General features: G+C 36.6%; 23 protein-coding genes, 1 pseudogene and 1 riboswitch. Of the genes and pseudogenes, 17 read left to right on the top strand and 7 right to left on the bottom strand.

Annotation, left to right across the window (positions count from 1 at the left end; all coding sequences use genetic code 11):
• From GZA11_RS16765 to pabC, 5 genes and pseudogenes are all read left to right on the top strand, one after another.
• A pseudogene (locus tag GZA11_RS16765) lies at nucleotides 1-157 on the top strand (group II intron reverse transcriptase/maturase); the annotation flags it as partial.
• 176 nt (nucleotides 158-333) lie between these two features.
• On the top strand, nucleotides 334-528 hold the full coding sequence (locus tag GZA11_RS12280) for an IDEAL domain-containing protein (protein WP_038542207.1): 195 nt from the start codon (nucleotides 334-336) through the stop codon (nucleotides 526-528).
• A gap of 274 nt (nucleotides 529-802) precedes the next feature.
• Nucleotides 803-2194, top strand: coding sequence for an anthranilate synthase component I family protein (locus GZA11_RS12285; RefSeq protein WP_163184034.1), 1392 nt, complete (start codon nucleotides 803-805; stop codon nucleotides 2192-2194).
• Nucleotides 2195-2199: 5 nt separating this feature from the next.
• The gene (gene pabA, locus GZA11_RS12290; RefSeq protein ID WP_038540526.1) at nucleotides 2200-2790 is read left to right on the top strand and encodes an aminodeoxychorismate/anthranilate synthase component II; all 591 of its coding nucleotides are present in this window, start codon (nucleotides 2200-2202) and stop codon (nucleotides 2788-2790) included.
• Nucleotides 2791-2796: 6 nt separating this feature from the next.
• Nucleotides 2797-3657: an aminodeoxychorismate lyase gene (gene pabC / locus GZA11_RS12295; protein WP_163184036.1), complete on the top strand. Its 861-nt coding sequence runs from the start codon at nucleotides 2797-2799 to the stop codon at nucleotides 3655-3657.
• An 86-nt stretch (nucleotides 3658-3743) separates the two neighbouring features.
• On the opposite strand, the gene GZA11_RS12300 is transcribed toward pabC, so the two are convergent.
• A complete protein-coding gene (locus GZA11_RS12300; protein ID WP_163184038.1) occupies nucleotides 3744-4388 on the bottom strand; it encodes a YczE/YyaS/YitT family protein in 645 nt (214 codons plus the stop codon).
• Between the two features lie 182 nt (nucleotides 4389-4570).
• On the opposite strand from GZA11_RS12300, the gene GZA11_RS12305 reads away from it, so the two are divergent.
• The 5 genes from GZA11_RS12305 to GZA11_RS12325 all read left to right on the top strand — a co-directional run bounded on the left by GZA11_RS12305 (nucleotide 4571) and on the right by GZA11_RS12325 (nucleotide 8020).
• On the top strand, nucleotides 4571-5755 hold the full coding sequence (locus tag GZA11_RS12305) for an LL-diaminopimelate aminotransferase (RefSeq protein ID WP_163184040.1): 1185 nt from the start codon (nucleotides 4571-4573) through the stop codon (nucleotides 5753-5755).
• A 67-nt stretch (nucleotides 5756-5822) separates the two neighbouring features.
• Nucleotides 5823-6272, top strand: coding sequence for a CoxG family protein (locus tag GZA11_RS12310; protein ID WP_038542210.1), 450 nt, complete (start codon nucleotides 5823-5825; stop codon nucleotides 6270-6272).
• A gap of 292 nt (nucleotides 6273-6564) precedes the next feature.
• Nucleotides 6565-7395: an undecaprenyl-diphosphate phosphatase gene (locus tag GZA11_RS12315; RefSeq protein ID WP_038540539.1), complete on the top strand. Its 831-nt coding sequence runs from the start codon at nucleotides 6565-6567 to the stop codon at nucleotides 7393-7395.
• A gap of 367 nt (nucleotides 7396-7762) precedes the next feature.
• Nucleotides 7763-7864, top strand: a complete 102-nt coding sequence (locus GZA11_RS12320; RefSeq protein ID WP_081905148.1) for a YjcZ family sporulation protein — start codon at nucleotides 7763-7765, stop codon at nucleotides 7862-7864.
• Nucleotides 7865-7888: 24 nt separating this feature from the next.
• Entirely contained in the window at nucleotides 7889-8020 is a 132-nt protein-coding gene (locus GZA11_RS12325) for a YjcZ family sporulation protein (protein ID WP_081905149.1), read from the top strand.
• Between the two features lie 48 nt (nucleotides 8021-8068).
• On the opposite strand, the gene GZA11_RS12330 is transcribed toward GZA11_RS12325, so the two are convergent.
• Complete coding sequence (locus GZA11_RS12330; protein WP_231314803.1) at nucleotides 8069-9802, bottom strand: AAA family ATPase; 1734 nt, start codon at nucleotides 9800-9802, stop codon at nucleotides 8069-8071.
• 380 nt (nucleotides 9803-10182) lie between these two features.
• Nucleotides 10183-10443, bottom strand: a complete 261-nt coding sequence (locus GZA11_RS12335) for a hypothetical protein (RefSeq protein WP_038540544.1) — start codon at nucleotides 10441-10443, stop codon at nucleotides 10183-10185.
• A gap of 166 nt (nucleotides 10444-10609) precedes the next feature.
• Between GZA11_RS12335 and GZA11_RS12340 the strand changes: the two genes are divergently transcribed.
• The 3 genes from GZA11_RS12340 (at nucleotide 10610) to GZA11_RS12350 (ending at nucleotide 14698) form a co-directional block, all read left to right on the top strand.
• Nucleotides 10610-12190, top strand: coding sequence for a peptide chain release factor 3 (locus GZA11_RS12340; protein WP_038540547.1), 1581 nt, complete (start codon nucleotides 10610-10612; stop codon nucleotides 12188-12190).
• 496 nt (nucleotides 12191-12686) lie between these two features.
• On the top strand, nucleotides 12687-13433 hold the full coding sequence (gene sigI / locus GZA11_RS12345) for an RNA polymerase sigma factor SigI (RefSeq protein WP_038540549.1): 747 nt from the start codon (nucleotides 12687-12689) through the stop codon (nucleotides 13431-13433).
• On the top strand, nucleotides 13430-14698 hold the full coding sequence (locus tag GZA11_RS12350) for an anti-sigma factor domain-containing protein (RefSeq protein WP_163184043.1): 1269 nt from the start codon (nucleotides 13430-13432) through the stop codon (nucleotides 14696-14698). Before sigI ends, GZA11_RS12350 begins: the two co-directional genes overlap by 4 nt.
• A gap of 38 nt (nucleotides 14699-14736) precedes the next feature.
• On the opposite strand, the gene GZA11_RS12355 is transcribed toward GZA11_RS12350, so the two are convergent.
• Both GZA11_RS12355 and GZA11_RS12360 read right to left on the bottom strand, forming a co-directional pair.
• Nucleotides 14737-14940, bottom strand: coding sequence for an alpha/beta-type small acid-soluble spore protein (locus GZA11_RS12355; RefSeq protein ID WP_038540551.1), 204 nt, complete (start codon nucleotides 14938-14940; stop codon nucleotides 14737-14739).
• 127 nt (nucleotides 14941-15067) lie between these two features.
• Nucleotides 15068-15385 (bottom strand): DUF3905 domain-containing protein, encoded by a 318-nt coding sequence (locus tag GZA11_RS12360; protein ID WP_200878253.1) that lies wholly within the window; start codon nucleotides 15383-15385, stop codon nucleotides 15068-15070.
• A gap of 172 nt (nucleotides 15386-15557) precedes the next feature.
• Here GZA11_RS12360 and GZA11_RS16530 point away from each other — a divergent pair, with 172 nt between their 5' ends.
• Nucleotides 15558-15719 carry a hypothetical protein gene (locus GZA11_RS16530; RefSeq protein ID WP_200878201.1) on the top strand — a complete coding sequence of 54 codons (162 nt, stop codon included), beginning with the start codon at nucleotides 15558-15560 and terminating at the stop codon, nucleotides 15717-15719.
• Between the two features lies 1 nt (nucleotide 15720).
• The gene (locus GZA11_RS16925; RefSeq protein WP_268926772.1) at nucleotides 15721-15855 is read left to right on the top strand and encodes a hypothetical protein; all 135 of its coding nucleotides are present in this window, start codon (nucleotides 15721-15723) and stop codon (nucleotides 15853-15855) included.
• A gap of 16 nt (nucleotides 15856-15871) precedes the next feature.
• On the opposite strand, the gene GZA11_RS12365 is transcribed toward GZA11_RS16925, so the two are convergent.
• Nucleotides 15872-17620, bottom strand: a complete 1749-nt coding sequence (locus GZA11_RS12365) for a B12-binding domain-containing radical SAM protein (protein ID WP_038540557.1) — start codon at nucleotides 17618-17620, stop codon at nucleotides 15872-15874.
• 346 nt (nucleotides 17621-17966) lie between these two features.
• Here GZA11_RS12365 and GZA11_RS12370 point away from each other — a divergent pair, with 346 nt between their 5' ends.
• Both GZA11_RS12370 and GZA11_RS12375 read left to right on the top strand, forming a co-directional pair.
• Nucleotides 17967-18980: a 2-oxoacid:acceptor oxidoreductase family protein gene (locus GZA11_RS12370; RefSeq protein WP_038540559.1), complete on the top strand. Its 1014-nt coding sequence runs from the start codon at nucleotides 17967-17969 to the stop codon at nucleotides 18978-18980.
• Entirely contained in the window at nucleotides 18980-21274 is a 2295-nt protein-coding gene (locus tag GZA11_RS12375) for a thiamine pyrophosphate-dependent enzyme (RefSeq protein ID WP_163184045.1), read from the top strand. The genes GZA11_RS12370 and GZA11_RS12375 overlap by 1 nt, the downstream gene beginning before the upstream one ends.
• 150 nt (nucleotides 21275-21424) lie before the next feature.
• Here GZA11_RS12375 and mtnK read toward each other — a convergent pair whose 3' ends face one another.
• A complete protein-coding gene (gene mtnK / locus GZA11_RS12380; RefSeq protein ID WP_163184047.1) occupies nucleotides 21425-22609 on the bottom strand; it encodes an S-methyl-5-thioribose kinase in 1185 nt (394 codons plus the stop codon).
• Nucleotides 22610-22721: 112 nt separating this feature from the next.
• Nucleotides 22722-22877: riboswitch (SAM riboswitch) on the bottom strand.
• Between the last annotated feature and the right edge of the window lie 5 nt (nucleotides 22878-22882).

Below are 22882 nucleotides of genomic sequence, written 5' to 3' on the forward strand. Positions count from 1 at the left end.
TGAATGGAAAGCTTATGAATGGGGGAACAGTCGTAAAGGTTATTGGCGAATCTCAAAAAGTCCCATATTACACAGAACCCTTGGAAACTCCTATTGGAGTAACCAAGGGCTTAAAAGTCTACAGAAACGTTATGAATTCTTGCGTCATTTATCTTGATTGAACCGCCGTATACGGAACCGTACGTACGGTGGTGTGAGAGGACGGGGGTTAATCACCCCCTCCTACTCGATTGGATATGTTTGACACCTTCATCCAAAAATTACTATAATAAAATATTTGAATTTTTAGAAAACTTACTGTATAATAAAAAAAAGCGTAAGGAGTTGATTTCCGTGGAAAAGAAATTGCTTAATTCACCATTACATTCGGATGAACATACTGATTCTGTTCTTGCAGAGATGTTCCTAAATCATGCCCTGTTAGAGTTCAGAAGGGAGAAAATCCGTAAGGAAATCGACCAAACGTTGCTAGATGGAAATAAGGAGCTTTTCCTTCAATTAACAGAAGAATTAAAGAAGATTAGTTAAAAAGAGCCTAAGTCATTTTTATCTATGCATTAGAAGGGGCTGTCTAAAAAGTCCATTTAAGAGAAAAATGAACCCAAATTAAAAACCCAAGAATGTTGATTTAACAGCATTCTTGGGTTTTGCTTTTATAAAGATTTCGGCTGAAATACCACTTTCCGGACAGCCCCTTCTTATCATTTATCTATCTTTCTAATAAATTCAAAATTTGCGTTGTTGTTAGATACTTTTATCAAGTATGATGAGTAAAGAGAATTGTTTAAGAGGAGTGAATTCATTGCAGCAGTTACGAGTCTTTAGCAAAAAAATTCCCTATACATTTTCCAGGTTTTATCAGCAATATCGATCATTAGCTAATAATTGCAGTCATCATGTTCTCTTAGAAAGTGGTCGTGGAGGGAGATACAGTATTGCTGCATTTCAGCCGGAGAAAATAATAAAAGGTAAAAATAATAAACTTGAAATACAAGATTCAAAAGGGACTCAAATTTTAACTGGTAATCCACTTCATCTATTGAATGAATGGATGAGTCAAAATTATATAGAAAGGCAGGAGGGACTACCAGACTTTTTGGGTGGGGCGATTGGCTTTATAAGCTATGATTATGCCCGTTATATTGAAGACCTTCCTGAAATAGCGAAAGATGATTTACAAATGCCTGATCTATACTTTTTCATTGTTAAGGAATGGTTTGTTTTCGACCATGAAACAAATAGTTTATGGTTACTATGTTTGGCTGAAAATGATCAGGATATAGATGAGAGATTATCTATATTGGAAAAACGTTGGCTCCAGGAACTGCCTTTTGAACCGAACACAATTAAGGAAGCGATCGACACCAATCATTTAGAGGTATCATTGACTGAAAAAGAATTTATGGACGCAGTAACAAAAGTCCAGCAATATATTGCCCAAGGAGATGTGTTTCAGGTCAATTTGGCTGTTCGACAGTCCAAACCTATAGGCGTAAAAGCAATTGATGTGTATGACCAATTACGAAAATTAAATCCTTCTCCATATATGGGTTATCTTCATACTCCCGATTTTCAAATTGTTAGTGGTTCACCTGAACTTTTAGTAAAAAAATCGGGGGCACAAGTAGGTACGCGTCCAATAGCCGGTACTCGTTCCCGTGGGAAAGATAACGAAGAGGATATAAAATTGGCCAATGAACTAATTGAAAATGAAAAAGAACGTGCCGAACATATTATGCTTGTGGACCTCGAACGGAATGACCTTGGTAGGGTATGTAAATATGGAACTGTAGAGGTTAATGAATTCATGGTGCTTGAAAAATACTCACATGTGATGCACATTGTATCAAATGTTCGTGGAGAAATGTCACCGGAAAAAACAAGCATGGATCTTATTGATGCTGTTTTTCCTGGAGGTACCATTACTGGTGCACCAAAAGTGAGAACAATGGAAATCATTGAAGAACTTGAACCAGTAAGAAGGGGAATTTATACTGGCTCACTTGGGTGGATTGGCTTTAATGGCGACTTGGAATTAAACATCATCATACGCACCATGTTAGTAAAGGATGGTATGGCTCATGTTCAGGCAGGTGCTGGAATTGTTATTGACTCCAATCCAAAACATGAATATAAAGAATCGTTAAAGAAAGCAACAGCATTATGGAAAGCAAAAGAAATGGCAGAAGGGTGAACAGCATGATATTTATGATTGATAACTACGATTCCTTTACTTTTAATTTAGTGCAATATTTAGGAGAGCTGGGGGAGGAGTTGCTCGTCAAACGTAACGACCAAACGACTATTGAAGAAATTGCTGAATTAAATCCTCAATACCTTATGATCTCACCTGGACCATGCAGCCCAAATGAAGCAGGGATCAGTTTGCAGGCGATCAAGACTTTTGCCGGAAAAATCCCTATATTTGGTGTCTGTCTCGGACATCAGTCCATTGCTCAAGCCTTTAACGGTGAGGTGGTCCAAGCAGAAAGACTTATGCATGGAAAAACATCTGATATGTACCATGACGGAATGACGATTTTTCAAGGTTTGCCAAATCCTTTTCCTGCAACAAGATATCACTCGTTAATTGTAAAAAGAGAGACATTGCCCGATTGTTTCGAAATATCCGCATGGACAAAGGAAGGGGAAATAATGGCCATTCGTCATAAAGAACTTCCAATTGAAGGTGTACAGTTTCATCCTGAATCTATTATGACAACTTCAGGAAAAAAACTACTGCAAAACTTCGTCCATCATTATGGGATGGCACAGATTACTTTAGGGTAAACGACGATGTATCTGTATTTGAATGGATCTTTTATAAAAAAAGAAGAGGCCTTTATATCACCGTATGATCATGGATTTTTATATGGAATAGGATTATTTGAAACGTTTCGGGTATATGATGGACACCCTTTTCTGCTGGATGACCATTTGGCCCGCCTGAATCATGGATTGGCCGAATGGAATATCCATTATCGTTTTGAAAGGGAGAGTACCTTTCAAATACTCCAAGAGCTACTTAATAAAAACGGTCTTAAAAATGCTTATATCCGTTTAAATGTATCTGCGGGAATTGGAGATATCGGATTCCAGGTGGAACCTTACACGGAACCTAATATTATCATTTTTCCAAAATCGCTTCCGCCTGCTGGTGAAATGACAGAGAAAAAAGCCATTACATTAAAGCTTAAGCGGAATACACCAGAAGGAATAGAAAGGCTTAAATCGCATCATTTTATGAATAATATTTTGGCTAAAAGAGAAATTGGAAATTCGGGTGACCGTGAAGGAATATTTTTAACTGAAGAAGGTAAAATTGCTGAGGGAATTGTTTCTAATGTTTTTTGGAAAAAAGGAAATGGTTTATATACACCTGCTCTTAGTACAGGCATACTTAATGGCATTACTCGGCAATTTGTTATGGAATTAGCAAGACAAAAAGGTTATAACGTTCAGGAAGGACATTATTCTATAGAGGATGTACTTCAGGCAGAAGAAATGTTTGTAACAAACTCCATTCAGGAAATTGTTCCGATAACTAATTTTGATGGACAAGTATTTCCCGGCAAATCTGGTGCATTCGTGCAGCAGCTCCATTATGACTATCGTAGGTATAGTAAATATCTCTGGTCAAGGCAGTATCTAAGGTAAGAACAAAGATAATAGAAAAATAGAAATAGGATTTGTTATCTATCCTTTTTCAAAGCCCCCGTTCATTGATTGGACAGGGGCTTACATCATTTAATTAAAGCGATCCCTTCATTGTCCTTGCATCGTTTCTTATTCCTCTTTTCGACAACAAGATGAAAAATCTTTAACGAATACTGAAAAACAGGACTTTGGATAAATGTATATATAAAAGTGGCAATAAAGACAGGTCCGCCTAATAGAAAGCCGATGAGTAATACTATGCTCTCGACAACGATGCGTGCTTGGCTAACCGATAACCGTGTTTTTTCAGAAATGGAAAGCATAAACCCGTCCCGGGGACCTGCTCCAATCCTTGCTGCAACATACATTCCCCCACCAATTCCAGTTATCACAATGCCAGAGAGGAGAATGAAATAATCGATCCATGTGTTCGTGGCTTTTGGCAAAATATCAAGAAATAGAAAAAAGTCCATAATAGGTCCAATACTTATGGCGTTTAAAAAAGTTCCAATATTAATATATTTTCGAGCAGTAAAATAAGAAAAAACTATAAGCACTAATCCGCAAATCACTCCCCAAGTCCCAATGGTTAGACCAAAATGTTGATAAAGAGCAACATTTAACACTTCCCATGGATGAAGGCCAAGAAATTTTACCTTAACGGCAATTGCATTTCCAAGCCCGAATAGGGTTAATCCTGTAAAAAATAAAAGGTACCGAAACCCTTTCAATGTATTACCCCCAAATCGCACACAACTATTAGAATATTACAATCTATCTTAATTGAAAGAATGTTGATAATCAATAATTAAATAGAAGGCTAGAATCTCCCTCAATGGACTGATATAATCTGAATTACATAAATATTATTTCAATAGAATAATGGATTAAAATATTAGTTGGAGGATATACCATGATATTTACAGCTTCAGAAAAATTACAAAAATTGTCTTCAAGTATTTTTCAAGAGGTGGCAAACCGTAAACAAGAAGCAATTAATAAGGGAAAAGATGTAATTGATTTAAGTGTTGGAAGCCCTGATTTTCCACCACCACCGTTTATTATCGAGACGCTTTTAGCGTATACAAAAGATCCAAATAATTATGGATATACCCTTAATGGTATTCCGGAATTTCATGAAGCGGTTACATATTTTTACAAACAACGGTATTCGGTTCATTTGGATGCAAAGAAGGAAGTTCTTCAACTGATGGGTTCCCAGGATGGTTTAGCACACTTAGCAACAGCAATGATTAATCCAGGAGATTATGTACTGGTTCCAGACCCAGGTTATCCAATCTATGAAGGTAGTGTAACCATTGCGGGTGGGAACATTTATCCTATGCCACTTCGGGCTGAGAATAAGTTTTTGCCAAAATTGGAGGAAATCCCTGAGGAGATCATTGAAAAAACAAAGATGATGATCTTAAGTTATCCGGGTAACCCAGTTACTGCAATCGCTGATGAAAGTTTTTTTGAAGAAGTTGTGGCTTTTGCTAAACGCCATCAAATACTTGTTGTCCATGATTTTGCCTATTCGGAATTAGTATATGACGGTCATCCACAAATTAGCTTTTTGTCAATACCAGGAGCAAAAGAGGTTGGAATTGAATTTAATTCCCTTTCCAAGACTTTTAATATGGCTGGTTGTCGAATTGGTTATGCCGTTGGGAATGAACATGTCATTTCAATCCTCGCCTCTTTTAAGTCACATATCGATTATGGAGTCTTTTATCCGATTCAAAAAGCGGCATCTAAAGCATTAACATCGGATTTCGATTACTTGAAAGGACAAGTAAAAGAATATGAAAGACGAAGAGATGTACTTGTGGAGGGGCTAAGAAAAAGTGGCTGGGAAGTGGAAAAATCGCCGGCAACGATGTTTGTTTGGGCTAAAATTCCTCAAGGTTGGACTTCTCGGCAATTTGCCTTTGAATTAATTGACCGGGCAGGAGTAGCAGTCGTTCCAGGTGATGCTTTTGGAAAGCAAGGGGAAGGCTATGTGCGTATTGCATTAGTACAGCCTACTAAAACTCTTCAAGAAGCTGCGGAACGGATTCAAGCCTTTTTAGCGGAATGTTCTATTCATACCCAATAAAACATATATTATTTAAGGCCTTCAAAAATTAGGAGGTCTTTTATTTTGAAAAGAAATGAGGGAAGCTATGCCAATAGGAATGCACCAGCTGGATCTTGAACTGCCGATTGATGTAATTTGGGAGTTTGTGAAGGATATGGATAATTGGGCTCCACTTGTCCCTAACTATTTGCACCATGAAAAAATAACTGAGCAAAAGTCCACATGGGAATTTAAAAGCGAAATTGGCCTATTGAAAAAGAGAATAAGTTTGTATATTGATATAGTGGAATGGAAAGAGCCGACTAGGGTAAGTTTTGTATTAACGGGAAAAAGTGAAAAGTATTCTGGTCAAGGGTATTTTGAGGCAAATGCTATAAATGTAAATAAAACAAGACTAACTGGTTTTCTTGAAGTGAACGTAAACGGAATGATAGGCTCTTCTTTAAATTCTAAGTTGGAAACCGCTCTACCTGAAATGGTCAAAGAAATGGCAACATCAATATCCTCAAAGCTTCTGGAAATTAAATCTGGGTAATATCTAACCTGCAGCAGCAGGTATTTTTTTGCCAAGAATGACTCTTTTAATGTAATATCTTTAACGAATTCATAGGTAGATTAGAATTTTTTCTTGTCCATGTATTGTAATAAAGCTACTTATAATAGACAAACACCCTTTTATGAAAAGCTATATGGTTATTCATATTTCTTCAGAACAAACATGGGGCAGTAAATCTTAAAAGTTATGTATAATTATTCTTGCTAATGATACTTGTAAATGAGAAAATAGAAAAGTTGAATTATCGGAAAAAGTTAGGAGTTTTATCGATATGGATTTTCTTATGATTTTAAAAGCCATTATTTTAGGTATTGTAGAAGGATTAACAGAATTTGCTCCTGTATCTTCAACTGGTCATATGATTATCGTTGATGACATGTGGCTTCAATCAGAAAATTTTCTAACCAAACATGGGGCAAATACATTTAAAGTTGTAATCCAATTGGGTTCGATTTTAGCTGTAGTTGTTACTTTTAAGGATCGCTTTATTAACTTATTAAGTTTTGGCCGTTTCAGCCATGGAACAAATCAGGGGAAGGGAAGGTTAAAGCTTTCCCAGATTATTGTTGGGTTAATTCCAGCAGGGGTTTTAGGCGTGCTTTTTGAAGATTATATTGACGAACATCTATTTTCAACAAAAACGGTATTAGTTGGACTAGTTATCGGTGCTATCTTTATGATTCTTGCTGATTTTTTCGGACCGAAGAATCCTAAAACCAAGACTGTTGATGAAATTTCATATAAACAGGCATTTTTAGTTGGCTTAATTCAATGTTTCTCCTTATGGCCAGGGTTTTCACGATCGGGATCCACGATCTCCGGCGGGGTTCTAGTGGGAATGAGTCACCGTGTGGCAGCTGATTTTACATTTATTATGGCAGTGCCGATTATGGCTGGTGCAAGCTTCCTCTCACTATTAAGTAATTGGGAATACATATCCTTGGATGCGTTACCTGTGTTTATCGCTGGATTTATCAGTGCATTTGTGTTTGCATTGCTTTCCATCCGCTTTTTCCTAAAATTGATTAATAGGGTAAGGCTTGTACCTTTTGCTATATATCGAATTGTACTTGCAGTCATTATTTATTTTGTTTTTCTTTAATAAAGTAATGCTAAGAACTCAGTTAGCTTGTAAGCTAAATGGGTTCTTTTTTTTATAAATAAAAAGGATATTTTTTAATTTGAGAATGTATAGTGGCAATATTCTAGCGACAAAACGCCTTCACTCTTCGACTTATGATCAGTCAACATTTAATACCCTTTCAAGCTCCTTGTGTTTTTTTCTCTCTATTGTAGTGCACTAAAAAAAGGGCTACATCAGCAAAAGCATGGCACGACTAGCGCTTTCTTATATAAAAAGATGGGCTTATCTCCTTTTTTCATATCTGGGTATTAGGGATATACGTCTATTGCACATTTTTATCTAGGTGAATAGGATATATAGAATTAAAAAAAGGAGGTAATGTTAAATGTCAGGTGCACAAGGTGGATACGGAGCAGGTTTTGCGCTAATTGTTGTTCTGTTTATTTTGTTAATTATTGTTGGAGCTTCTTGGGGAGGATTTTATTAATATTTAACTAAGGAGGTTATAAATATGTCATTTGGCTGCGGATGCTTTGGTGGTTACGGTTATGGTGGTTTTGGCATGGGCTATGGCTATGGATTCACACTAATCGTAGTATTGTTTATCCTATTAATTATTGTTGGAGCAGCTTGTTACTATTAATAAAAAGTATTGTAGTAACCCGCTTGGATTTCCAAGCGGGTTTAAAAATTAAATACAAGATGCCTTTTTATTTACCGATCCCCAAACAATTTTTTCGACTTCATGACCTTCTAATGTTTCTTTTCTTAATAAGCTATCGACTAATTTTTGATATTGATCTTGATGGGTTTTAATAAGATATTCTGCCTTTTCCAAACCTTTTGCAAATAATTCCTGCATTTTTGTCTCTTTTTCTTGTTTGCTGAATGTTAAGGTAAATCCATTTTCTAACATTCCGATCTCAACCATTTGTTCAATAATTTGTTTTGCTTGTTGAACATCCCCGCTTACACCTATACTATGTTCTCCAAGGAACATTCTTTCTGCTGTACCACCAGCTAATACCATCGCAATTCGATCTAACAAATCGCTTGTTGTCGATAAATGAAGCTCTTTTGGAATAGGTGCTACATATCCTAGTGCATCACCGCGAGGAATGATGGTTGCTTTTCTAACAGATCCAGGCTTTGTGAGTGAAGCGACAAGTGCATGTCCTGCCTCGTGAATCGCTACGCGACGCTTTATTCTTGGGTCATTGAGTGACCGGGAAGTACTTCCTAAGATGGTGCGATCAAGTGCATAGTCCAGATCTTGTTTTTCAATTTGATCATGACCATTATGAATAGCCCGCCTACTTGCCGTTTCAAAAAGAGAATGAAGTTCGGCACCCGAAAATCCAGAGGTACTTTCAGCTAAATCATCTAACGAAGAAAGTACTTCAGTAGAAAGGGATTTTCCTTTTGTATGAATGTCAATAATTTCCCTTCTTCCTTTCGTGTCAGGAAGAGGAACGTGGAAAGTGAAATCGATTCTTCCTGGGCGGAGAAAGGCTTCATCAAGCATATCCTTTCGGTTGGTTGCAGCAATAAACAAAATTCCGTCATTGGAATGTCCTCCATCTAATTGAACGAGAAGTTCGGTTAATGTTTTTTCGCTTTCCTCTCCACCGTGTAGTTTACGTTTTCCGGCAAGAGCATCCACTTCATCAATAAAGATGACAGCTGGATTGTGCTTTCTTGCTGCCTGGAATAATGATCGAACTCTGCTTGCGCCGACACCAACGAATAATTCATTAAAAGCAGCTCCGCTCGTTGAAAAGAAGGAAGCGTTTAACTCATTAGCAATGGCTTGAGCAAGTAGTGTTTTTCCAGTTCCAGGAGGTCCATATAATAAAATTCCTTTCGGTGGTTTAATTCCTAGTTTTTGAGCACGTTTTGTATCTTTTAAGATTGTAAGTGTTTGTTGAATTTCTTCTTTCATTTCGTCACTAAGGCCACCTACATCTTTTAAACTAATAGATGGTAAAGGACGTGGCTTAGCTACACTATTTTTCATAGAATTAGTAAGACCAATACCGCCTTTTGTTTTTTGCAACGTAAATGCAATACCTGCCAATAAAAGAATGATTCCCCCTAGCAACCATTTGCCATAGCGGCTACTTGAGGAATAAGAGTAATTGATTTTATATTTCTCTACTAGTTTTTCAACCATTTGGCTGTTTGGCGGTACATGAGAGATATATTTATTATTTCCGGCCTCTAAGTAGAGGGTACCGTCTGCTTGTTCAGTTAATGTCACCGTTTTCCCATTTTGCTTTTGAACGATCTTTTCAACTGATGAGTAGGGGATAGAAATCTCTTTATGATTATATTGGACGAACCAAATGATACTTGCAACGATCACAATAAACGTTGCCAACAGCGGAATAAATACCGAAATGGTCTTCTTTTTACTATCTTTCAATGCCATCCTCCTCCATTCGATTCGTGCTATATCCATTATAAAGTGATTTCCAGTAAAATGGGGATGGGAATGAATGGGAATGAAATTTGAGGGCGATTAGAAGTTAACTTTGTACCTTGTCAGGTGAATCTACTTTTGACAAAAGAAAATACACGAAAAGCATAATTATTTATATGAAAAATTAGAAACAACTTCAAAGATGAAATCCTGAGGAAAATAACGAAGGAATGTTTTTCATTGTGTTGCCTAAAATTTGAAAAAGTGGGGGTATCAAACATGGGGAATGAACTTCTTCGAGTAAATACAACCAAATAATATCCAAATGAAAAAAGCTGAGCCCTAAAAAGTCACCTATAGGGTCAGCATCTTTTCATTCAAAATTAAGATAATAATCGAAGATGAGGGATGATCGGAGTCAACACACTTTGAGCTAGGACCCCAATACTCACCCCAATACTGGCTGATTTTTTCCATTTAAAAACATGAACTTTTTCATCTTTACCTTCATACAAAAATACGAGATGATCCGTTTCCTCAGCAATACCAATTTTTTTATAAGGGATATTATTTTGTTTGAGTACTATTTCAAATGCTTTTTGAATTAAATCTAAGGTTGGTTTATCAATTTTAGTAATATACATTTTGCCTCCTGAACTTTTTCATGATATATCCATTATAATCTTTTTGTACGATTGAATAAAAGAAATTCTCTGTGTTCAACCATTGAAATATTGCAAAGTGACAGTTTGAGAGATAAGATTGAAGTTATGGACAAAAATCTGAGATGCTTAAAGAGAGGAAAACAAAATGGGTAATGATTTCAAAAAAGAAGTATTATCGCGTCGGACATTTGCCATTATTTCACACCCCGACGCAGGTAAAACGACATTGACCGAAAAATTATTGTTATTCGGAGGAGCCATTCGTGACGCCGGTACGGTCAAAGCAAAGAAAACGGGAAAATATGCAACTAGTGACTGGATGGAAATTGAAAAGCAACGTGGAATTTCGGTTACATCTAGTGTTATGCAGTTTGATTATAATGGTTACCGGGTAAATATTTTGGATACCCCTGGACACCAAGATTTTAGTGAAGACACATACAGAACTTTAATGGCAGTCGATAGTGCCGTGATGATTATTGATTCGGCAAAAGGAATTGAAGATCAAACGATAAAATTGTTTAAAGTTTGCCGGATGAGGGGAATTCCTATTTTTACTTTCATTAATAAATTGGATCGACAAGGGAAGCAACCACTTGAACTTCTAGCTGAATTGGAGGAGGTTCTCGGTATTGAATCTTATCCGATGAACTGGCCAATTGGAATGGGAAAAGAATTCCTTGGAATTTATGATCGTTATTATAATCGCATAGAACAATTCCGTGTCAATGAGGAAGAACGGTTTATCCCACTAAATGAAGATGGAGAAATAGAAGGTAACCATAAACTTGTATCATCTGGTCTTTATGAGCAGACACTTGAGGAAATTATGCTTCTAAATGAAGCTGGAAATGAATTTTCTGCTGAAAGAGTTGCAGCAGGACAACTGACTCCGGTTTTCTTTGGAAGTGCATTAACGAATTTTGGTGTGCAAACCTTCCTTGAAACTTATTTACAATTTGCTCCACCACCAAAAGCACGCAATTCATCAATTGGTGAGATTGACCCGTTATCAGAAGAATTTTCTGGTTTTGTATTTAAAATTCAAGCGAATATGAACCCTGCTCACCGTGACAGAATTGCCTTTGTGCGAATTTGTTCTGGTAAATTTGAACGCGGAATGTCGGTAAATCTACCGAGATTGGGAAAACAATTAAAGCTTACCCAATCCACCTCCTTTATGGCAGAAGAACGCAATACCGTGGAAGAAGCTGTCAGTGGTGATATCATTGGTCTTTATGATACTGGAACCTATCAAATTGGTGATACATTGACAGTGGGGAAAAATGATTTTCAATTTGAAAGACTACCTCAATTTACACCAGAATTATTCGTAAGGGTTTCAGCGAAAAATGTGATGAGGCAAAAATCATTTTATAAAGGTCTACACCAACTTGTTCAAGAAGGTGCAATCCAGCTTTATAAAACTGTTAAAACGGATGAATATTTGTTGGGTGCCGTAGGTCAATTGCAATTTGAAGTTTTTGAACATCGAATGAAAAATGAATATAATGCTGAGGTACTTATGGAACGTCTAGGTTCCAAGATAGCACGTTGGATCGAAAATGATGAGGTAGATGAAAATTTATCTAGTTCAAGAAGTCTTCTAGTAAAAGATCGTTATGATCATTATGTATTTTTATTTGAAAATGACTTTGCATTACGATGGTTCCAGGAAAAAAATCCAACAATTAAGCTTTATAACCCAATGGATCAGCATGATTAATTTTAGTTTAAGAAGGCAGGATTATTTCCTGTCTTTTTATTTTAAGTGTAAAGAAATATTTACGACTTTGATAACTCCCTAGTGGGTGAGTCGCCTTCTGTCTCTACTATAAGCCAACAATGATTCGTCACGCGTTCCTCGTGTTTCCTTTATCTCAGCTAGAAAGTCACCACAAGGAAGGCTTCTGCAGCATCAACATCGTGCTACCGAAAGTGAAAGCTTTTGGAAGAAGGCTTTACGCCGCTGAGCAGCGGGCTCCTCTTTTCTGATAATTTCTATAAAAGCCCCCATAATCTTTTTTACTTATTCGTAATTATTTAATAACAAAGAGTATGTATTATAAACATAATTGAAAAAAATGAATTCTTTTTGTAATAAAATTAATGAAAGGGAAAGAAATCCATAATTGGCATTTAGTCATTAATAAAAACGCATGCTCGCCGTAAAGACCATAGATACTGGAATATGTTATAATTGGTCGAATAGAGGTGAGCTCATGCTAAGTTTGTTATTTATGGCTAAAAAGAAAAAACGAACATTAGAAGAAACAGTCACTTTGATTCAGCAAGGTGATAAGTCCCTGTTAAATGAAATAATAGAATTATATAAACCTTTTATTGCTAAAACAGTTTCCTCTGTTTGTCGACGCTACATCTATGAAACCGATGATGAATTTAGCATAGGCCTTATCGCATTCAATGAAGCCATTGAAAAATACTCTCCAGAGCGGGGAAGCTCTGTTTTGAGCTTTGCTGAAATAATTATAAAAAGAAGAGTAATCGACTATATTCGAAAACAATCGAAAAATCAACACATTAGTATTGATATTACGAATTCTACACTTGAAGAGGAATCAACAGGAAGTGTAATTGTAAACGAACTTTCTTTAGATGAATATCAAAAAAAACATGATGAACAGCTTAGAAAAGAAGAAATTCTTCAATTTCAAGCATTACTATCTAGCTTTGATTTAACATTTAGTGATTTGGTAGAAAATTCACCAAAACATGCAGATGCTAGAAAAAATGCAATATTAGCAGCAAAAGTGCTAGTTGAAAATCAAGAATTGAAAAAGGCGTTATTTGAAAAGAAACGGCTACCTATAAACAAATTAGTAAAACAGGTGAATGTTAGTAGAAAAACGATTGAACGCAATCGGAAATATATTATTGCTATCGCACTAATTTTATCCAGTGATTATGTTTACATGAAGGAATATATAAAAGGGGTGCTTGATACATGAAAAAAGGGATTGTTATGGAGATGGATGAATCTTTTCTCACACTTTTAACCCCTGAAGGTGAGTTTTATCGGGCTAGAAGGCAGGAACAGTCTTATGAGATTGGGGAGGAAATATATTTTACTCCCATTCAAACAAAAAAACGAATGTCATTATTTTTCCCTTTCAAAAAAGTGACTGATAAAAGAGCTAGTTGGGTTGCAGTGGCCGCTGGACTGGCTGTAATATTTGTTGCATTATTTTCTAATTTTCAAAGTAAACAAGCATATGCCTATATGTCCATTGATGTCAATCCAAGTATTGAAATTGGCGTCAATGAAAGAATGCAGGTAGTCGAACTTACTGGTTATAACCAGGATGGGAAAGAGATTATTTCACAATTAGATCATTGGGTCAAAAAAGACGTTTCAGATTTAATAAAAGATATTCTAATGGCAATGAAAAAACAAGGGTACTTAGCTAATAGTTCAGAGGTGATTATTTCTGCTGTCCGAACGAACGAACGGAAAGAAGAAGCAGAACGGAAACTAAAAAAGAATATGGATGAAATAAAATCGGAAATTACCAAACAAAATTTAGATACCATCGTGGTATCAGGCACTAAAAAAGACCTAGAAAAAGCACATAAAATGGGGGTTACTACAGGTAAATATCAGACTGAGGCTGTTAATGAATCTAAAGAAACGAAGAAAAAGAATACAAAAGTAAATAAACAAAAAAATAACAAAAGTTATGAACATCGTGATAGGAGTATTCCTAGCGGGAAGTCAAATAAGCAAACGACTGATATGAATCATCCCCCTAAAAAAGCAGTGGAGGAACGTATCATTTCTAATATTGGGGATGATCGAAGCGGTAAACAGAATCCACCAGGAAAAGAGAAGAAAAATGATCATACAACCAATAAGCAAAACACTATTCATGCAAAAAAGGAATCTATTCAAATAAAAAAAGAATCCATTCAAAATAGAAGGGAATCTATACAAACAAGAAAAGAATCGATTCAAAATAGAAGGAGATCTATTCAAACGAGAAAAGAGTCCATTCTAAATAGAAAGAATTCTATACAAACGAGAAGAGAGTCCATTCAAAAGAGGAAGGAATCTCAAATGAGAACGAGATCCTATCATAAACCTAATGGTAACAATTCCTCTAAAAATAATTGGAAGAATTCAAATAGTAACTCCAAAAAGAGATGGCAAAATAATTTAAACAAAGGGAATTCCACTTGGAAAAACAATAGGCCTGCACATAAAGGAAAAAATTGAAGTCCGGATACTACCGGACTTTTTCCTTTCATATGAATTCATTGTTGCCCTGCTTGTCCAGAAAGTTGTGCTTGGGCTTGTTTTACCAGTCTTTTGGTTATTTCTCCACCAACCGAACCATTTGCTCTTGAAACCGTATCCGAACCTAATTGGACACCAAATTCTTGAGCAATTTCATATTTAACTTGATCCAAGTATTGTTCTATACCAGGAACTAATAATTTATTTCTGCTATTTGCCATTTCTATCACCCCTTTTTCTACAGAGAATTATTCTCTGTAAGTTTATTATGGTTACGATATATTTTTTTCATAAGTGGAAATGTTTTTCGAAATTGTTAGTTTCTCCAAACCACGTTTTTAGTTTGGTTTAGTCTGTTCCTTTGCTGACATCAATTGTTGGGTGCATGAACGGTGAAGCTTTTGGCCTTTTTTTACTTTCTAAAAGCTCACGATTTTCTGTTGTGTTCCATCCGATATCATTGGTTGGATGTACCCACTCATCACCAGCCATTATTGCCGGATCTGTATCTTCAGACCAATTTTCTAACGGTGAGTTTTCAGAAGAGTAATGGCTGTCACCAATGACCACTCCATGTTTATTTATAAAAGGAGGTTGCATCTTAATGCCAGTTCCTTCAAAGCTAGGAGCATTGATTTGATGAGGCATCGTTTCATCAATTGTCATATTTTTTTCAATTGGCTTTTTTTGCTTTTTTGTCAATTTTAATCCCTCCTGTTTAAGATTATTTTCTTCTGGATAAAGATTTTTTATTTTAGAAAAAAATAGGAACGAATGATTGTTTAAAATTTGTTTCAAACTACGATTGTAAGCTTATTTTTTCCAGGAGGTAATTGAAATGACAAAGCGCAAGGCAGAAGTCGATGCATTGGAAAAGTATACGAAAACACCTCACAAGAATGTTCAAGAAAGTGAATTTTCAGCGGAATTTACCGATTCTGACAATCCCATAAGATTTCAAAACAGAAATTCCAAACAAGGAAAACAGGGGAAAAAGTAATATGAAGGATCGCCGTAAAACACCGCCAAGGATACCGGTTGAGGAATTTAGTGTAGAAATTGGAGATGTAAATGGCAAACCTTTATTTAGAAAAATTAAACAGCTATTCAAAAATAGAAAAGAAAAAGAAAAATAAGCCGAATAAACACGGCTTATTTTTCTAACTTAAAAGGAAATAAATGCTTATTTTGATTTACACTATCGAAATAGGCTAATAAACCATAAGAGCCTTTTTCAATGATGCCGGTATTCAAATATTTATGAATATCGAAGGAAAGTTTTTCGAGCATGGTGTGTTTATAAAGATCTTTCTCATCAAGTTGGAGATCTTCGAATTCTTTTCCTAAGATAGATGGTGTATCGGCAATATTTTTGTAAAGTTTTGAGCGTTCTTCTTTCGTAAAGCTTACATTCCACCAAGGTTTTCTTGGTTTATATTTATGATGCCTTAAGTAATCGTATTTCATTAGGCTAAGAATGACATCCAAATCTTGGACAGATTTCTGTTCTAGGAATGAATAGAGGCGAGTAAATAGATCTTCAAGCTGATGACCTATTCTTGACCAACCTTGCTCATCCCAATAAGAACCAAATTGCTGAAAGAAATCAAACGGTGTTTCGAAAATACGTGTTACCAGAAACTCAATAGTATTGTCCATTCGATGGTCATTCCAATACTTTTCTAGAACATCTTCCACTTGTTTAATACGAACAATATCATCAAAAGAAAGCACATTGTTGCTTAAGATCTCGTATGGCGAGTGGTCCATATAAATATAATTATGTTCAGAAGCACGAAGCCGCAAACCGGTTCCGCGGAGCATCTTTAAAAATCCTAATTGCAACTCTTCAGGTCGCATTTCAAAAACATCATTAAATGTTTTTCGAAAGGAGAAATAGTCCTCTTCAGGCAGACCAGCGATTAAATCAAGGTGTTGGTCAATTTTCTTCCCCTCTTTTACCATGGTAACTGTTCTTTTCAGCTTTTCGAAGTTTTGTTTCCTTTTTACAAGTTCATTTGTATAATCGTTTGTCGATTGAACTCCAATCTCAAAGCGAAATAATCCTTTAGGTGCCTCTCGATTTAAGAACTCAATCACCTCTGGGCGCATAATGTCCGCAGTAATTTCAAATTGAAAGACAGTACCAGGTAAATGTTCATCAATTAAAAAGCGGAACATTTCCATCGCATAGCTTCTACTGATATTAAAGGTGCGGTCCACAAACTTAATTGTTTTTGCTCCATTTGCCATCAAGTAACGAATATCCTCTTTAATTCGTTCCCGGTCAAAATAACGAACCCCGACTTCGATGGAAGATAAACAAAATTGACAGCTAAACGGGCAGCCGCGGCTTGTTTCAATATAGGTTACCCTTTTGGATAAATGCGGAATATCTTCTTCAAAACGAAACGGCGATGGTAGTTCTCGAAGATTGAGCTTATTCCTTTGAGGGGTAATGATAACCTTATTATTTTCTCGATATGCGATTCCATGGACATTCTCGAAATTCCGCTCTTCATTCAGTTCAAAAAGTAACTGTTTAAATGTTTGTTCCCCTTCACCCATGACAATAAAATCAATTTCTGGATATTTTTCCATCCACTCCAGCGTATCGTATGAAACTTCAGGACCACCCAATACAATCAAAAGTGATGGGTCAATTTTTTTCAACATATTAACAACCTTAAGCGTTTCCTCAATATTCCATATATAACAGCTAAATCCGATAACATTTGCCTTTTGTTGAAACAGGTCAGAGACAATGTTCATTACTGGATCTTTTATGGTATATTCTTTGATTTTGATATCAAATTCCGGGGCAGCATATGCCTTTAAACAGCGGATTGCAAGATTTGTATGGATATACTTTGCATTCAAAGTAGTACAAATGATATTCATTTAAATTGCTCCTTTTCTATATGAAAACAACAGACAATTATATCTTATTTTATACGAAATTGACAGCATGCAAACTGATTTTTGATTCCATATTCGTTTCAAGTCATTATGTCACCGGAATGAACAGAGATTGTTCATTTTTTTTATGATCATTTTTTATCTTTTTATAATAGTAGGTTTCATAAATTCAAGTTGTATCAAGAGTTATTCGAAAAATGGGTTAAGTGTTTTAAAAAATGATAAATGTTTGACTTTTATCACAGATATTAGAAATAAAATGTCCTACAATGGGAGAAGTTAACAATATTTTTTGAAGTTTTCATGAACAATGTCAGGGGGAACATTCATGTCAGTTTTACCGAAAAAAAATGAACTCGGATTTTTTGAAATCCGATTAGAGTCAATCGGCGGACTTGGGGCAAATTTGGCTGGAAAAATGTTAGCAGAAGCAGGTGTGCTCGGATTGGGATTAAGCGGCTCCAATTTTTCAAGCTATGGGTCTGAAAAAAAGGGGTCTCCGGTAAAAAGCTTTATCCGTTTTTGTGATCCGGATACAGCAATAAGGGATCATAGTCCAATTGAGGAGCCACATGTGGTGGGGGTATTTCATGAAGCGTTATATAAAACCATTGACGTAGTGAGTGGGCTTCGTGCAGATGGAATTGTTTTAGTGAACAGTTCAAGAGATTTTGATGTAATAAAAAAAGATTTGAATTTGGAATATGGCACACTTGCTATTGTCGATGCCTTAAATATTGCTGTGGAAGAAAAAACAAAGGTAAATACAGCAATGCTTGGGGCACTTTTTCGGATCTGTGAGTTTTTAGATCCTAATTCTATGAGAGAAGTCATTCGTAAAACCTTTGAAAAAAAATATCCGCATCTAGTTGAACCAAATATCCGAACATTTGACCGAGGCTACAATGAAGTTCAATTTAAAACGTATGAAGTTCCAGAGGGGGCAGAGGGAAAAACCTTCGTACGCATGCAGCCTCTACTTGGGTATGAAACACAAGAACTGGGAGGTGTTATCACTGCACAGGCAAATAGTATATTAAAAGACTTAAGCGGTTCCAGACAAGGTTTTCTACCAGAGTTTAATCGCGAAAAATGTATTGATTGTGCAGCTTGTGATAATGTTTGTCCAGATTTCTGTTTTGTTTGGGAAGAGGGAGAAGATAAACGCGGCAGAAAGCAAATGTTCCTTAAAGGTATTGATTATCAATATTGTAAAGGTTGCTTAAAATGTGTGGAGGCTTGTCCAACAAATGCCCTTACCGATTTACGTGAAATGATTGGTTATGCCGAAGCAAACCGGGTTAAACAAAACTTTCCTTATACAGCAGGGGGGATATTATAATGGCTATTTTAGAAGACAAATTAATAGAGCAAGGAATGGCAGAACAGGTTACTACTTTTGAATCTGGTAATGAAATGGCTGCTATGGCTGCAGCTCAAATTAATTATCATATCATGGGCTATTTCCCAATAACACCTTCAACTGAGGTAGCACAAATTTTAGACCAAATGAAAGCACGTGGTGAACATGATATTAAGCTAATTCCTGCAGATGGTGAGCATGGCTCAGCAGGGATTTGTTATGGAGCGGCGGCAACGGGCGCTCGTGTCTTCAATGCTACAAGTGCAAATGGACTTTTGTATATGATAGAACAGCTTCCAGTACAAGCAGGAACACGTTTTCCAATGGTAATGAATCTAGTAACACGTGCCGTCAGTGGACCTCTTGATATTCGTGGTGATCATTCTGATCTTTATTACGCATTAAACACAGGATGGGTTATTTTAACGGCAAGAACGCCACAAGCCGTTTACGATATGAATATTATGGCATTAAAAATTGCTGAACACGCTAAGGTTCGATTGCCTGTCATTGTTGCTTATGATGGTTTCTTTACTTCTCATCAGAAGCGACGTGTCCAATACTTTAAAGACCGCCGCGTTGTTCAGCAGTTTGTCGGTGAATGCCCAACGGACTATCATTTTATTAGAGATCCGAAAAAACCTGTAACAATCGGAGCTCACATGAATGGTGAAGACTTGATGAACAATCATTTCCAACAGTCTGAAGCTATGTACCATGCCGGGGAAATTTTCAAGGAAGTTGCTTGTGAATATGCTAAACTATCAGGTAGAGAATATCCTGTGCTAGATTTATATAAAATGGAAGATGCAGAAGTTGCACTTTTTCTATTAAACTCTGCAGCTGAATCAGCAAAGGATGTAGTGGATCAACTTCGTGCCCAAGGAGTAAAAGCGGGGGTTATCAGTCCCAACATTATTCGTCCTTTCCCAGCCAAGGAGATTCGTGAAGCATTAAAAAATGTAAAGGCATTACTAGTTGGTGAACGGGCCGATTCTTATGGGGCACATGGTGCAAATCTAACGCATGAAGTGAAATCAGCCCTTCAGGATGATAAGGACAATCAAACAATTGTGTTATGCCGCATATTTGGCCTTGGTGGTAAAGATTTTTATGCCAGTGATGCACATGAATTTTTCAAAATGGCGATTGATGCCATGGAAAAAGGTTATGCTGAAAAGCCATTTGATTATTATGGTCACATACCGGGTGACCCTGAAAAAATTCTAAAACCTGTTATCACTCCGCAGCATGGTGATGTATTTAAAACAGGATTGATCGAAGTGAAAATGGATGAAGAAACGCAGAAGTTAAAGGTAAAAATTCCGCCACTTCGCGCGCTGACATCTAAACCAAAGCGGATTGCTTCCGGCCACGGAGCCTGCCCGGGATGCGGTATTTTTGGTGGTCTTGAATTATTCTTTAAAGGGATTGAGGGGGATATTGTCACTCTGTTCCAAACGGGGTGTGCATATGTAACAACTACGGCCTATCCATACAGCTCCCATAAGCAAACGATGATTCATAATTTATTCCAGAATGGGGCAGCTACTTTATCTGGTACAGTTGAAGCGTTTATGGAATTAAAGCGGCGTGGAGAAATTCAGGTTTCTGATGATGCAACATTTGTCATGATTACCGGTGATGGTGGCATGGATATTGGAATGGGGTCTGCCATCGGAACAGCCCTTCGCGGTCATAAACTAATCATGCTCGAATATGATAACGAGGGGTACATGAATACTGGTTCACAAATGTCCTATTCCACCCCAATTGGACATATGACAAGTACATCTGGTGTTGGAAAAGTTCAAAAAGGAAAGACATTCCACCATAAGGATACCGTACAAATTATGGCAGCGACCAATATTCCTTATGTCTTTACAGGATCTGAAGCATTTCCGCAGGATTTAGTGAAAAAAGGCGCAAAGGCTCAATGGTATGCTCAAAATGTCGGTCCTGTGTACGGAAAACTATTAATTACATGTCCATTAAATTGGAAATCTGAAGACCGATATGGAACTAAAATACTAGAAGCGGCTGTAAATTCCTGCTTCTTCCCACTATATGAAGTTGAACAAGGTGTAACAACGATCACTTATAATCCGGAAGAAAAGAATAAGCGTGTATCGGTTACAGAATGGTTTAAGTATATGGGAAAAACGAAACACTTGTTAAAAGAGGAAAACAAACCGATCTTGGAAGAATTTGAGGCTGAGGTAGAAAAAAGATGGCAACGCCTCAAAGCCATGCATGAAAATCCATTATTATAAGATTATAAAGGGGCTGTCTAAGTCCATTTAAGAGAAAAATGAACCCAAATTAAAAACCCAAGAATGTTGATTTAACAGCATTCTTGGGTTTTGCTATTATAAAGATTTCGGCTGAAATACCACTTTCCGGACAGCCCCTTTTTCTTTACTCTAAACTATTTCTTTAACTGTACGGATAAATTCAGAAAGGTCTCTAATCTCTTTTCGTTTTTTTATAAGATTCTTTCCTAGTTCAAGCGTTTTTTGTTTTGCAGCCAGTCTAGTTTGTTCATCTTGAATACTATCCAAATCTGCTACATGTGCTAGGCCGATTGTTCTGCGGATTAATTCGCAGCCTGTATAACCAAGGGCATCCTCGAAATATTTGGCTAGATGATAATGTAAAAAGGATGTTGTGTTTGCTAACGGCTCTTTATTTTCCTTTTCCCACAGCTGTGAGAATTGAACTTGGAACACATTCCAAACCGTTTCCACATGTTGGATAAATACATCACGGTGTTTTTCATTCACAATGACTTGGAACAACAGGTTGGCAAAAACCTGGCCAATATCGAAACCAGCTGGTCCATAGAAGGCGAATTCAGGATCAATTATTTTTGTTTGTTGATTATCAGCAAACATGCTTCCTGTATGCAAATCACCGTGAAGGAGAACTTCTGCGTCAGTTAAAAAGATTTTTTTCAACACGTTAACATGAAACTTTAACTCCTCATCCTTCCATAGTTCTTCTACTGCAGGCCGCAAACCTTCCTCAAATTCATTTGTTTCCGCATCAAAGTAAGGATCCGTAAAAATTAGGTCTTCGGTAATTTTACAAAGCTCGGGATTAATAAATTTTTGAACTTGTTCCTTTTTAGCCCCAGAACCAAGACCGTAATCGGATGTAAAAAATAAAGTTTTGGCTAAATATTCACCAAGGTGTAAAGAGATAAGCGGAAAAGTCTCACCTTGGATAAATCCTTTACGGGCAATTGATAAGTGAGAAAGGTCTTCCATTACAGTAATGGCTAATTGATCATCTGTGTAATATACCTTTGGAACATAATCCGGAGCAATTTGTCCAAAAGTTTTTAAGGCATCAGCTTCAATTTTTGCCCGATGAAGGGTTAGTGGCCAACTTTCACCTACAACCTTTGCGTATGGCAGGGCTTGTTTAATGATGATACTTTGGTTATGTTTTTGATCGACAATATGAAAAACTAGATTGAGGTTTCCGTCACCAATTTCCTTGCAGGTTAAATCAGCATCTTCAGGAAATAGCTTTAAATCTAAAGCCTTTTTAATTGCAGTTTTTTCGTTTAATGGTTGATAGATTAATGGATTTAAAACGGTCATCAATATTACCTCCTTAGTTTGAGGAAAATTCCATGCGAACTCAATTACAAACCAAATAAAAAGCCTCTTTCTGATTGAAAGAGGCTGCGAAGACGATATTTGTCTGTCGTACCTCTTATCTTTCAGAAAGATTAACTTTCTGTTGGAATTAGCACCGTGCCTTACAGGATATCCTGGCGCGGAAGAAAAGCGCCCCATTTCACAATGGTATTACGGTCGGTTGCTGGGCTTCAATGGGCCAAATCCCTCAGCCAGCTCTTGATAAGAGTAGTT

The sequence above is a fragment of the Neobacillus sedimentimangrovi genome, assembly GCF_010614825.1.
In the GTDB taxonomy this organism is placed as follows: domain Bacteria; phylum Bacillota; class Bacilli; order Bacillales; family Cytobacillaceae; genus Neobacillus; species Neobacillus thermocopriae.